Source organism: Saccharopolyspora sp. 6V, from assembly GCF_020176785.1.
Classification (GTDB): Bacteria; Actinomycetota; Actinomycetes; order Mycobacteriales; family Pseudonocardiaceae; genus Saccharopolyspora_C; species Saccharopolyspora_C gregorii.
This window is the reverse complement of the sequence record NZ_JAIUKB010000028.1, coordinates 1-12956: the sequence shown is the minus strand read 5'-3', so window position 1 is coordinate 12956 and position 12956 is coordinate 1. Positions and strand designations below refer to the sequence as shown.

Below are 12956 nucleotides of genomic sequence, written 5' to 3'. Positions count from 1 at the left end.
CGTTCGTGGAGCGACCGGCCCGGCCGTCGTGCTGCCCGGTCCGATCAGACGCCGAGGCGCTGGAGCAGGTCGGCCTCGATGCGGTCCAGCTCGCCGGTCACCGCGCGGTGCGCGGCGCGGCGGCGCGGGGCGGGCATGTGCTCGGCCGCGCGGACGGCGCTGGTGAGCTGGCCCAGCCTGCTCTCGGCCTGGTCGGCGAACTTCTCCACCGGCGAGATCTCGGCGGCGCTGCGGCCGCCGGTGCGGGTGCGCAGGTCGCGCAGCGCCTCCGCGTCCCCGGCGATGCGGGCGTGCAGCGCCGCCCCGCGCCCGGTGAACCGGCCCAGATCGTCGACGGGCACGCCGAGCCGCCGCGCGCGGGCCCGGTCGTAACCGTCCCGCGCGGCGGTGAACGCCTGCCACGCGTAGGGGGCCAGCGCCGGGCCGAGGATCTTGGCGACGCCGACGGCCTTGCGGGCGTCGCCGGGGGTGAACCGGCCGTGCTCGCCCTTCTTGCGCGCCTTCTCGTCCCGCTTGGCGGCCTTGGCCGCGGCCTTCGCCTCCTGCTTGGCGGCCTTGGTCTCCGCCTTGGCCCCCTGCTTGACGGCCTTGGTGCCCTCCTTGGCCGTCCTGGTCCGCTGCTGGGCGGCCTTCGCCTCCAGCTTGGCGACCTTCTTGACCTGCTTGGCGGCCGAGCGCACGTCCCCGCCGGTGTCCCCGCCGGTGAGCGGCTCGGTGTCGAGCACCTCGGTGGTCAGTGCTGCGGTGGCCGGTTCGCGTCGCGTCATCGCCGCCTCCTGCTGTTCCGGCGCGGTCCGCGCCGTGCCGATGCCCCGACCTGGGGCTTCACCTCGCTCGCGGATCACTGTAAGGAGTCGCGGCGGCGGCTGCCGGTTGACCGGAAGCGCGAGTGATCTACCAGATGTGCACGCCGAGTCACCACTCGTGCAGCTGCGTCACCGGGGTGATGGGCGCGATCGTCGGGGGCACGGCCTACGCTGCGGGGCGTGGAGAACGAGGTGCTGCTCGACGCGGGCGTGGTCACGCGATGCCGCAGGAGGGTGCACCTCGACAACGACCCGCAGGCCCGCGACCTGCCGAAAGCACCCGTGGACCCGGGCATCGAGCAGCGCGTCAGCGACGCCGCCGACCACCGCCGCGCCATCGCCGACCGGCTCGAAGCCGCGCTCGGCGAGTCCTGGGCGCGCGTCCCCCGCGATGCGAGCAGGCGGCAGCGCGAACGGGAGACGCTCACCGCGATGCGGGACGGCGTCCGCTTCATCTCCGGCGCGCAGCTGCCCGCCGACCCCGAAGCCGGCCGGTTCGGCGGCATCGACCTGCTGGTGCGCGTCGACTCCGGCTACCTGCCGGTGCTGGTGGTGCGGCACAAGACCACCGACCCCGGCAACGGCGCCCGCACCTCCCCGGTGGAGGACCCGCTGCCCGGCTCGGCGCGGCGGGACCCGCGGCGCAAGGTGCGGTCCCAGCCCCGGGACCAGCTGCGGCTCGCCCACCTGGTGCGGCTGCTCGCCGCGTGCGGGATGGCCGCGCCCGGCAACCCCACCGGCGGCGTCATCGGCGTCGACGGCGACGTCGTCGTCTGGCACGACCTGCTCGCCCCGAACTGGCCGGGCGGCCGCACCGCGCTCGCCGAGTACGACGCCCGGTTCACCGACCGGGTCGCCGTCGCCACCGCCGCCGCGACCGGCGCCGAACCGCTCGCCCTGCCGTCCCGCGTCACCGAGTGCAAGGGCTGCCCGTGGTGGCCGACCTGCTCGGCCGAACTGCGCGACGCCCGGGACGTGAGCCTCGTCGTGCGCGGCGAGGACGCCACCGCGCTGCGCGGCGCCGACGTGCACACCGTCGACGACCTCGCGGCCATGACCCCCGAGCGGGGCGCGGGCACCGCGCTCGGCGCCGCCCGCACCGCCGAGGCCGTGCTGCTGGCGAAGGCGTGGCTGCGCGACCTCCCGCTGGTCCGCCGCGTCCGCGAGCTCGACGTGCCGCGCGCCGACGTGGAGATCGACGTCGACATGGAGAGCTACGCCGACTCCGGCGCCTACATGTGGGGCTGCTGGCTCTCCGGCGTCGACGTCGACGAGGAACCGGGCTACCGCGCGTTCGTCACCTGGGACCCGCTGCCCTCCGACGACGAGGCCCGCTCGTTCGCCGAGTTCTGGTGCTGGTTCACCGCCGTCCGCGAGCGGGCGCACGCGCGCGGCCTCACCTTCCGCGCCTACTGCTACAACGAGCTCGCCGAGAACCGCTGGATGCTGTCCTCCGCCGAGCGGTTCGCGGGCAAGCCCGGCATCCCCGAGGTGTCCGAGGTGCGCCGGTTCATCGGCTCCGGCGAGTGGGTCGACCTGTTCGCCGCCGTCCGCGACCAGTTCCTGTGCCCGCAGGGCAAGGGGCTCAAGGTGATCGCGCCCAGCGCCGGGTTCGCCTGGCGGGACCCGGAGGCCAGCGGGGAGAACTCGATGCGCTGGTACCGGGACGCCGTGGGCCTCGACGGGCAGCGGCCCGAGCCGTCGCAGCGGCGGCGGCTGCTGGAGTACAACGAGGACGACGTCCGCGCCACCCTCGCCGTCCGCCGCTGGATGACCTCGCCCGAAGCGGGGGAGATCCCGTTCACCGAGGACCTCTGACCCGGTCCGGCCGGACCGATCACGGGACGAGGACCGCCCGGCCGGTGATGTCCCCGTGGTGGAGCCGCTCGTAGACCTCGGGTGCCTGCTCCAGCGGGAAGGTCTCGGTGTGCACCGAGATGGCGCCGGAGCGGCCCAGCGCCAGCACGTCCAGCAGCTCGGCGCGCCCGCCCCAGCAGGGCGCCGCCACCGACACCCCGAACGGCACCGCGCCGAACGCCACCGGCAGCCGGCCCTCGCCGACCCCGACGAGCGTGACGTCCCCGGCGATGCCGACGCACTCCGCCGCGGTGCGCACCGTGGGTTCCGCGCCGACGAAGTCGACGACGAGCTCGGCGCCGCGCCCGCCGGTCAGCTCGCGGACCCGCCGGGCGGCGTGCTCGTCCGAGCGCAGCACCTCGTGCGCACCGACCCGCCGCGCCAGCTCCAGCGGCTCCTCGGCCAGGTCGATCGCGACGATCCGGGCGGGGGTCAGCGCCCGCAGCAGCTGCACGCCGAGGTGCCCGAGCCCGCCGACGCCGATCACCACGGCGGTGCTGCCCGCCACCAGCTTCGGCAGCGAGCGGCTGATCGCGTGGTACGGGGTGAGGCCCGCGTCGGTCAGCGGGGCCGCCACCACCGGGTCCAGCCCGTCCAGCGGCGCCAGGTGCCGCGGGTCGTCGACCACCATGTACTCGGCCATCGCGCCCGGGGCGGCGAGCCCGGGCGCCACCACGCCGAGCTCGGCGGTGCGGGTGCAGTAGTTCTCCATGCCGGTGGCGCACTGCCGGCAGCCGCCGCAGCCCCACGGCCCGTACACCGCGACCTGCTCGCCCTCGGCCACCGCGGTGACGCCGCGCCCGACGGCGGCGACGGTGCCCGCGCCCTCGTGGCCGAGGGTCAGCGGCAGCGGGTACGGGAAGCCCTCGGCGGGCCAGCTCATCACGGTGAAGTCGGAGTGGCAGACGCCCGCGGCCTCGACGCGCAGCAGCACCTGGCCGGGGCCCGGTTCGGGGACGGGGATCTCGACGACCTCCGGCCTGGAACCGACCTTGCGGTACTGCACGGCCTTCATCGAGCCCATTCGCGAGCGCCCTCCCCGATCCGGATCACCTGGCTGATCATTTTGGCGGCATCCGCAGCGCGCCGTCCATGCGGATGACCTCACCGTTGAGGTAGTCGTGCTCGACGATGCCGACCGCGAGCTTCGCGTAGTCGCCCGGCACGGCGAGCCGCTTCGGGAACGGCACCCCGGCGGCGAGCCCGGCGCGGAACTCCTCGCTGACGGTGGCCAGCATCGGGGTGTCCACGATGCCGGGAGCGATGGTCATCACCCGGATCCCGGCGGAGGCCAGGTCGCGGGCGGCGGGCAGCGTCAGGCTCGCCACCCCGCCCTTGGAGGCCGCGTAGGCGACCTGGCCGATCTGCCCGTCGAAGGCGGCGACGGAGGCGGTGTTGATGACGACGCCGCGCTGCCCCTCCCGGTCGGGTTCGGTCTCGCGGATCGCCGCGGCGGCCAGCCGCAGCACGTTGAAGGTGCCCAGCAGATTGATCTCCAGGACCTTGCGGAACAGGTCGAGGTCGTGCGGGCCCTGCTTGCCGCTGATCCGCGCGGACGGCCCGATCCCGGCGCAGTTCACCACGATCCGCAGCGGCACCCCGGCGCCCGCGGCCTGCTCGACGGCGGTGCCGACCTGGTCGGCGTCGGTGACGTCGGCGGCGGTGTAGGTGATGCCGTCGACGGGCGGCGCCGCGGTCACCGAGTCCGGCAGGTCCACGCCGAACACGTGCGCGCCCCGTTCGGCGAGCGCGCGGGCGGTGGCCGCGCCGAGCCCGGAGGCGGCGCCGGTGACGATGGCGGCGGTGCCGGTGATCTGCATGGGTCTCTCCTCGGTGTCGATCGCGATGCGCTCGTAGTCAACCAGTACTGGGCGCGGTTGTGCAGTACTGATCGGGTCGTGAACTGCCGTGCACCGCTGCGTCACCACCCGAGCAGCAGCGCGTGAACAGTTGCCGAAGCGGCCTTCCCCGCCCGGCCGGTGTGCCACGATTCGAGCGAGGTCAGCTTCCCGAACTGGGGATTTCCCGGTCGGGCCGCCGCTGTGGAGGTCGCCGTGTTCGCTCGCCGGATCGTGGTCGTCGGGACGGGGTACGTCGGGTTGACGACCGGCGCCTGCCTGGCGTCGCTGGGACACCGGGTGGTGTGCAGCGATGTGGACGCCGCGAAGGTCGCCCGGCTGTCCCGCGGCGAGGTCGGCATCCTCGAACCCGGGTTGGGCGAGCTCGTCGCCGAGGGCATCGCGGCCGGGCGGCTGGAGTTCGTGCTCGGCTCGGCCGGTGCGGTCGCCGACGCCGAAGTGGTGTTCCTGTGCGTGCCCACGCCGATGGGCTCCGGCGGTGGCGCGGACCTGGCCGCCGTCGAATCGGTCGTCGCCGAGGTCGCCACCGAGCTGCCGGCCGGGTGCGTGCTGGTGTGCAAGTCGACGGTGCCGGTGGGCACCTCGGCGCGGGTCGCCGAGCTCGTCGGCCGCCCCGACGTGGCCGTGGTGTCGAACCCGGAGTTCCTGCGCGAGGGCTCCGCGGTGCACGACTTCCTGAACCCGGACCGGATCGTGGTGGGCTCCGCCTCGCAGGACGCCGCCGAGCGGGTCGCCGCGCTCTACGCCCGGCTGGGCGCGCCGACGGTGCTCACCGACGCGCCGAGCGCCGAAATGGTCAAGTACGCGGCGAACTGCTTCCTCGCGACGAAGCTGTCCTACGTGAACGCGGTCGCGGAGCTGTGCGAGCGGCTGGGCGCCAACATCTCGGACGTCACCGAGGGCATGGGCTACGACCGGCGGATCGGGCAGTCGTTCCTGCAGCCCGGGCCCGGCTGGGGCGGCTCCTGCCTGCCCAAGGACACGGCCGCGCTGCTGCAGGTGGCGCAGTCCGTCGGGTTCGACTTCGAACTGCTCGGCGCCGCGATCGACTCGAACGCGCGGCAGCGGGAGCAGATGGTCGCGAAGGTCGCCGACGCGTGCGGGGTCGGCGTGGCCGGCTCGCTCGACGGGGTGCGGCTGGGGTTGCTGGGCCTCACGTTCAAGGCGGGCACCGACGACCTGCGGGATTCCCCGGCACTGGCGGTGGCGGAGCTGCTGGCCGCGCGCGGCGCGGAACTCGTGGCCTGCGACCCGGGGCTGCGCGGCGACGAGGCGCCGCTGCGGGACGTGGTGACCTTGGTGGACGACCCGTACGAAGCGGCGAAGGGCTCCGCCGGGCTGGTCGTGCTCACCGAGTGGCAGCAGTTCCGCGCGCTGGACTGGCCGCGGGTGGCGGGCCTGCTCGCCGGGCCGGTCGTGGTGGACACCCGCAACCACCTGGACCCGGACGTGCTGCGGCGGGCCGGGATCTCCTGGCGCGGCGTGGGCAGGCTCCCCGTCGGCTGAGTGCCTTTTCTGTTGGACTCGGTCCGCGCAGTGCTCGGGTGGCGGAACCTCAGCGGTCCCCTCGCTGCGGGATCGATTTCACAGGTGGCTCCGCCACATGAGAAATCGCTGTCCTCGCGAGGGAACCGCTGAGAACCCGCGGGTGGTCGGCCTGGGTACGTGGTCGCCGCTCATCGGCTTCGCCGCTGACAAGAAACAGCAACGGGCCGCTGGGGAGCGGCGAAGGCGGGCGGTCCGCCGCTCCGCCGGGGCTGCGCGGGGGGTGAGGTGGTCACCCTGGGGCACGGGACGCTGCTGGGACGGGTGAGGCCGGAGGGGCGGTGCCGGACGTCGGGGCGGGTCGTTCCCGGCGCCGCGGGGGTTGTGGACGGGCGGCCCGCGGGCCGTGCGCCGGGCCGGTGGTGGTGGGCCGGTGGCGGTCCGGCGCGGAACCGTGGGACGACCGGCCGGTGAACGCGCGCCCGCACCACCGGGCCAGCGCAAACATTCCTTCCACAGCCTGTGGACAACTCCGTTCCCCGAGCTCCCGGGGGTGCGCGGCACCCGCTCCGCGCCCGGTTGTGCACAGGTGTGGACGAAGTTGTCCACAGGTGTGCACAACTCGGCGCGGAGCGCGACCACGGCACCGCCGGGCATCCCGGACGGGCACCGGCCACCGCGACCCAGGGTGACGCCGAGGGCCCCCGGAACCGCGCCACCGACCGGATCGGGTCTCAGGAACCGAGGCGGTAGCCCATGCCGCGGACCGTGCGGATCCGCTCGCTGCCGATCTTGCGGCGCAGCGCCCGCACGTACACGTCCACCACGTTCGAACCGGGGTCGAAGTCGTAGCCCCAGACGTGGGACAGGATCTGCTCCCGGGACAGCACCTGGCCGGTGTGCCGCAGGAACAGCTCCAGCATCGCGAACTCGCGGGCGGTCAGGTCGACCGTCGCGTCCGGCAGCTGGGCGCGCCGGGTCCGCAGGTCCAGCGACAGGTCGCCGTCGCGCAGCACCGCCACGTCCGGCGCGCGGTCCGCCGAGCGCAGCCGCAGCCGGACCCGCGCCAGCAGCTCCTCGAACCGGAACGGCTTGGTCATGTAGTCGTCGGCGCCGCCCTCCAGCCCGGCGACGGTGTCGTGCACCGAGTCCCGCGCCGTCAGGATGATCACCGGGAGGGTGATCCGCTGCGCACGCACCGCTTGCAGCACCGAGAACCCGTCCTTGCCGGGCAGCCCCAGGTCGAGCACGGCCAGGTCGTGGTTGCCGCCGAGCAGCAGCTCCTGCGCGGTGGCGCCGTCCCCGGCGACCGAGGTGCCGAAGCCGTTGGCGCGCAGCCCCTTCTCCAGGAACGCCGCGATGCGCGCCTCGTCCTCGACGATCAGGATCTTGCTCACGGTTTGGCCTCCTCGGTGGTCGCGGGCGGGACGAGGCCGGGCACCGCGCCCGGCCAGGCGGGCAGGTCGAGGCCGAAGGTGGCCCCGTTCCCGGGTTCGGACAGCACCCGCACCCGCCCCTGGTGCGCTTCGGCGATGGCGGCGACGATCGCCAGCCCCAACCCGGCGCCACCGCGGCCGGGACCGCTGCCGTGCGCGAACCGGGCGAAGATCTGCTCCACCTCGGCCGGGTCCACCCCCGGCCCGCGGTCGGTGACCCACAGCGTCAACCGGCCCAGGCTCAGCGCCGAGCCGATGCGGATCTCCGAGCCGTCCTCGGTGTGCTGCACCGCGTTCTGCGCCAGCTGCACCACGGCCTGGGTGAGCCGCTGCGCGTCCACCACCACGTCGCCCTCGCCGATGCTCTCCAGCACCCAGCGCCGGTCCGCGATGGAGCGCACCTTCGCGTCGATGTCGCTGGTGAGCTCGGCCAGCGACACCTCGGCGGGGTGCACGAAGTCGGGCCGGTCCGCCTTGGCCAGCATCAGCAGGTCCTCCACGATGCGGGTCATCCGGTCCAGCTCGTCGGTGCACAACCGCACCACCTCGTCACGCTCCTCCGGGTCGTCCCCGAGCAGTTCGAGGTGCCCGCGCACGATGGTGATCGGGGTGCGCAGCTCGTGGCTGGCGTCGTCGACGAACTGGCGCTGCGTGCTGAACGCCGATTCGAGCCGGTCGAGCATCGCGTTGAACTGGTAGGCCAGCGCCGCGATGTCGTCGCGGCCCTCCACCGGGATGCGGCGGGTCAGGTCGTGCTCGCTGATCTCCGCGGCCGTCTGCCGCACCACCCGCACCGGCGCCAGGATCGCCCCGGCCACCACCCACGACGAGGCCGCCGCCAGCAGCACGCCGAACGCGCTGACCAGGACCAAGGTGCGCACCACCTCGTGCACCTCGGACACGTCGGCGGCGGTGAAGTGCCCGGTGATGAACCAGGCGTGCCCGCCGTCGCGGGTGTGCACCTCCACCTTCACCCAGCGCAGCGGTCCGGCGCTGGAGCGCGCGGTGCCCTCCCGGGCGGCGGAGTGCGAGATGCGTTCCAGCAGGCCCGGGTCGTGCACCGCCGCGCGGGTGCCCTTGTCCTGCGACTGCACCCGCATCTGCAGGCCGGTGGGCGTGTCCCAGGTGCCGATGAGCGCTTCCCACGCGTCCGGGTACTGCTGGCCGAGGTAGGTCTCGAACAGCACCTCCGGGTCGCCTATCGGCACGCCGGTGGCGGGATCGCGGCCGACGTGGGCGAAGTTGACGAACTCGTGCCCCTCCTGCTCCAGGGCGGCGGTGACCTTGTTCATCGCTTCGTTGTGCAGGAACCGCCAGACCAGCAGCACGATCCCGGTCAGCACCACGACCAGCACCAGCAGCATCCAGCCCATGATCTGGGCGCGGGCGGGGACGCGGGTGCCGCGGCGCGCCTGCTCAGTCGTCATCGTCCGGCCGGCTCGGGGAGTCGGGGTGGCCCGGGGAGTCGGGGTCGTCGGGGGAGTCGTCGGGATCATCGGAATCGTCGTCGTCGTCCTCCGGTTCCGGCGGTGGCAGGTCGGCGGGCGCCGAGGTGGCGACGACCGGCGGCGTCGCCGGCCTGCTGGGGGCGGGCCCGACCAGGTCGCCGACGCGCACCTCGGCAGGCACCTGCGGGGCGCGCGGGCCGTTGCTCAGCGCGTAGCCCAGCAGCACCGCGGTGATCGGCAGCGCGAGCGCGGCGATGAGCAGCGGCAACCTCTTCACCGGCCTCATGCCCGCATCGTCGCCGCCTTCCTGGCACCGGAGGATGAGAAGGGCATGAGAACTTTCTCATGCGGGGGCGCCGGAGGTTGCGCGGATCCCGCGCCTGGCGGCACCGCCCAGCGGCTAGCCTGCACCACGAACGGGTGCCGCCGCGATCGCGGACCGGCACGGGTACTGGGGCCGAGGGCAGGCGCGATGGGTGAAGACGGCGACCGGCTGATCGACTGGACCGGGGAGCGCTGCGTGCCCTGGGCCGACGACGTCCAGGTGATCTACGAGCACTACCACCGGTACGCCCTGGCGGCCCGGTTCGTCCGCGGCAAGCGGGTGCTGGACCTGGCGTGCGGCGAGGGCTACGGGGCCGCGCTGCTGGCCGCCGAGGGCGCGGAGGTCGTGGGCCTCGACGTCGACCCGGCGACCGTGGAGCACGCCACCCGGAGCTACGGCTCCCGCGACGTCTCGTTCCGCACCGGCTCGATCACCGACCCGGACGTGCTGGCCGATGAGAAGCCGTTCGACGTGGTGGTGTGCTTCGAGGCGATCGAGCACGTCGCCGAGCACGACGCGGTGCTCGCCCTCGTCCGGTCCCGCCTCGGACCGGGCGGGTTGTTCCTGGTCAGCACCCCGGACACGGACGTCTACCAGCACGAGCACGGCAACGACAACCCGTTCCACGTCAAGGAGCTCACCGGCCCCGAGTTCGAATCGCTGCTGGAGGGCGCGTTCCGGCACGTGGCGGTGCTGCGGCAGAACGCGGCGGTCGGCTCGGTGCTGACCCCCGCCGACCCGGGCGACCCGGACACCGCGATCGAAGGCGTCCGGTTGCAGACGCTGCACCAGGACGGGTCGGGCGCGTGGTCGGTGCGCCAGGGCCTGCCGCACACCTACCTGCTGGGGGTGGCCTCGGACCGGCCGTTGCCGAAGCTGCCCGCCGCGGCGGTGCTGCTGGACGACGAGCTCACCCTGGCCCGCCGGGCCGGGCAGGCCGACGTGCGGCCGATCATCGAGCAGCGCGACGAGGCGGTAGCCGACGTCGCGAAGCTCAACGAGCACTACCAGCGCAGCCGCGCGGAAGCCGAGGAGCTCAAGGGCGCGGTCGCCCGGCTGGAGGAGCTGCGCCGCGCCGAGGAGTCCCGCGCCGACGAGCAGGTCCACGAGCAGCAGCGGCTGCGCACCGAGCTCGAAGCGGGCCTGGAGCAGGCCCGGCTCGGCGCCGACCGGGACGCGGCGCGCATCGAGTGGCTCCGCGACACCGTCACCCGCCTGGAGCAGCGCACCGCGGAGGCCGAGCGCACCGCCGCCGAGCTCGCCGAGCGCAACGCCGAGCTCGTCGCGCAGAACTCGGCGCTGGTGCAGCGCGCCGTCCGCAAGTACCGCACCGTCGTCGAGCGCGTCGCGCCCCGCGGCACCGCCCGCCGCGACGTCTACGAGCTCGCCCTCGGCAGGCAGCCCGGCGCGGTCGCGGCCGAGCAGGCGCCCGAGACGGGCCCGGTCGCGGTGCCGCGCAGCGACGACCCGGTGGTCAGCGTGATCGTCCCGGTGCACGGCAAGTGGCCCTACACCCGGCAGTGCCTGCGGTTCCTCGGTGGGCACCTGGTGTCGGTGCCGTTCGAGGTGATCGTGGTGGACGACGCCTCCCCGGACGACAGCGCGGTGCGGCTCGCGGAGTGCGAGGGCGTCCGGCTGGTGCGCGCCGAGCGGAACCTCGGGTTCATCGGCGCCTGCAACCTCGGCGCGCAGCACGCGCGCGGCAGGCACCTGTTCTTCCTCAACAACGACGCCGAGGTCACCGAGTCCTGGCTGGACCTGCTCGTGTCCACGATGGACTCCGACGAGCGGATCGGGCTGGTCGGCGCGAAGCTCGTCTACCCGGACGGCCGCCTGCAGGAGTGCGGCGGCATCGTCTGGGCCGACGGCACCGGCTGGAACCTGGGGCGCAACGGGGAACCGAACGCCTCCGAGCACAACGTGCTGCGCGACGTGGACTACTGCTCCGGCGCGGCGATCCTGGTGCGCGCCGAGGTGTTCCACCAGGTCGGCGGCTTCGACACCCGCTTCGCGCCCGCCTACTACGAGGACACCGACCTGGCGTTCGCGGTGCGCGCCGCCGGCTACCGCACCGTGGTGCAGCCGAAGGCCGTGGTGGTGCACCACGAAGGCGTCTCCAACGGCACCGACCTGTCCACCGGGGTGAAGCGGCACCAGGAGCTGAACCGCCAGGTGTTCGTGGACAAGTGGCGGGAGGTCCTCGCCGACCACCTGCCGGAGGCCTCGCCGCGGAACCTGTGGCTGGCCCGGCAGCGCGGCGCCCGCGGGCACCACGGGCCGATCGTGCTGGTGAAGGACCACCAGGTGCCGCGCCCCGACTTCGACTCCGGTTCGGTGCGGATCCGCCGCGTGCTGGAGCAGTTCGTGGAGCTCGGCGCGCGGGTCGTGTTCTTCCCCGGCAACCACGCGAAGCTGGAGCCCTACACCACCGAGCTGCAGCAGGCCGGGGTGACGGTGCTGCCGGAACCCGAGCTGCAGCAGGCGTTCCTCGCCGAGGCGGGCTCGGAGATCTCGCTGGCCGTGCTGTCCCGCCCGCAGGTCGCGTGGAGCCTGGTGGAGGAGCTGCGCACCCGCGCGCCGCGGGCCGTGCTCGCCTACGACACCGTGGACGTGCACTTCCTCCGGTTGCAGCGGCAGGCCGCGCTGGCAGAGGAGCAGGGCGAGCCGGACGTGGCGAAGGCGTTGCTGCGCAAGGCGTTCGCGTCCCGCGAGATGGAGCTCGGCCTGGTCCGCTCCTGCGACGTGACGCTGGTGGTGTCGGAGGCCGAGCAGCAGCTGCTCGGCGAACTGGTTCCGGACGCCGACGTGCGGGTGCTGTCCAACGTGCACGACGTCCGCGACGGCACCGAGTTCCCGCACGGCCGCCGCGACGTGCTGTTCGTCGGCAGCTTCGACCACCCGCCGAACCGGGACGCCGCGGAGTGGGCCGCCGCGGAGGTGCTGCCGCTGGTGCGCGAGCGGTGCCCCGACGCGGTGCTGCACGTCGTCGGCTCCAACCCGACCGAGGAGGTGCTGGCGCTCGCCGGGGACGGCGTCGAGGTGCACGGCTGGGTGCCGGACCTCGCCGCGCTCTACGAGCGCAGCCGGGTCGTGCTGGCGCCGCTGCGCTTCGGCGCGGGCGTGAAGGGCAAGGTGGGGGAGGCCCTCGGGCTGGGTGTGCCGGTGGTGGGCACGACGCTGGCGATGGAGGGCATGCACCTGGAGCCGGAGCAGGACGTGCTGGTCGCGGACGACGCTGCGGGGCTGGCGGCGGCCGTGGTCCGGCTGCTCACCGAGGACCCCACCTGGTCGCGGCTGTCCGCGGCGGGCAAGGCGGGCATCGCCGCCCAGTTCGGCCCGGACGTATCCCGAGCAGCGATCGCGAAACTCCTCGATGCGGAGCTGTGAACTCGGTTTGCGCCGTGGTGGGGTGGCGGAACCTCAGCGGGAATCCCGCTGAGAACCCGCGGGTGGTCCGGTTGCTCGGGTGGTCGCTGCTCAGCGGCTTCGCCACTGACAGGACATGGCCGAGAACCGCGACGCGGGTTCAACGCCGGGCGGTGAGGTTCCGTTCCGCTACCTCGGTGCTGCGCGGGGCGGGTCGGCGGACGGGGCAGGGGCATCGACGTGGAACGGCCCCCCCACCCCCGGGGGGGGGGGGGGGGGGGTTGGGGGGGGGGGCCGGGGGCGCCGGGGGGGGGGGGGGGGGGCGCGGGGGGGGGGGGCCCCCCCGTCTACCCCGGGGGGCGGCCGCCCTGGAC

At 74.3% G+C, this 12956-nt stretch carries 9 protein-coding genes; 3 read left to right on the top strand and 6 right to left on the bottom strand.

Annotation, left to right across the window (positions count from 1 at the left end):
• Positions 1-44: 44 nt before the first annotated feature.
• Positions 45-767, bottom strand: coding sequence for a DUF6474 family protein (locus LCD35_RS06225; RefSeq protein WP_224962101.1), 723 nt, complete (start codon positions 765-767; stop codon positions 45-47).
• 219 nt (positions 768-986) lie between these two features.
• Between LCD35_RS06225 and LCD35_RS06220 the strand changes: the two genes are divergently transcribed.
• The gene (locus LCD35_RS06220) at positions 987-2624 is read left to right on the top strand and encodes a TM0106 family RecB-like putative nuclease (RefSeq protein WP_224962099.1); all 1638 of its coding nucleotides are present in this window, start codon (positions 987-989) and stop codon (positions 2622-2624) included.
• Between the two features lie 19 nt (positions 2625-2643).
• Here LCD35_RS06220 and LCD35_RS06215 read toward each other — a convergent pair whose 3' ends face one another.
• Entirely contained in the window at positions 2644-3687 is a 1044-nt protein-coding gene (locus LCD35_RS06215) for an NAD(P)-dependent alcohol dehydrogenase (protein WP_308016886.1), read from the bottom strand.
• A 37-nt stretch (positions 3688-3724) separates the two neighbouring features.
• Positions 3725-4483 carry an SDR family NAD(P)-dependent oxidoreductase gene (locus LCD35_RS06210; RefSeq protein WP_224962095.1) on the bottom strand — a complete coding sequence of 253 codons (759 nt, stop codon included), beginning with the start codon at positions 4481-4483 and terminating at the stop codon, positions 3725-3727.
• 234 nt (positions 4484-4717) lie between these two features.
• On the opposite strand from LCD35_RS06210, the gene LCD35_RS06205 reads away from it, so the two are divergent.
• On the top strand, positions 4718-6028 hold the full coding sequence (locus LCD35_RS06205) for a UDP-glucose/GDP-mannose dehydrogenase family protein (RefSeq protein WP_224962093.1): 1311 nt from the start codon (positions 4718-4720) through the stop codon (positions 6026-6028).
• A 713-nt stretch (positions 6029-6741) separates the two neighbouring features.
• Here LCD35_RS06205 and LCD35_RS06200 read toward each other — a convergent pair.
• Genes LCD35_RS06200 through LCD35_RS06190 form a run of 3 tightly spaced genes read right to left on the bottom strand, consistent with a single transcriptional unit; the run spans position 6742 to position 9177 of the window.
• Positions 6742-7404, bottom strand: a complete 663-nt coding sequence (locus LCD35_RS06200) for a response regulator transcription factor (protein ID WP_224962091.1) — start codon at positions 7402-7404, stop codon at positions 6742-6744.
• Positions 7401-8870 (bottom strand): cell wall metabolism sensor histidine kinase WalK, encoded by a 1470-nt coding sequence (locus tag LCD35_RS06195; protein ID WP_224962089.1) that lies wholly within the window; start codon positions 8868-8870, stop codon positions 7401-7403. The genes LCD35_RS06200 and LCD35_RS06195 overlap by 4 nt, the downstream gene beginning before the upstream one ends.
• Complete coding sequence (locus LCD35_RS06190) at positions 8860-9177, bottom strand: hypothetical protein (protein WP_225043893.1); 318 nt, start codon at positions 9175-9177, stop codon at positions 8860-8862. The genes LCD35_RS06195 and LCD35_RS06190 overlap by 11 nt, the downstream gene beginning before the upstream one ends.
• Positions 9178-9363: 186 nt before the next feature.
• On the opposite strand from LCD35_RS06190, the gene LCD35_RS06185 reads away from it, so the two are divergent.
• Positions 9364-12603 carry a glycosyltransferase gene (locus LCD35_RS06185; RefSeq protein WP_224962084.1) on the top strand — a complete coding sequence of 1080 codons (3240 nt, stop codon included), beginning with the start codon at positions 9364-9366 and terminating at the stop codon, positions 12601-12603.
• Positions 12604-12956: the final 353 nt, after the last annotated feature.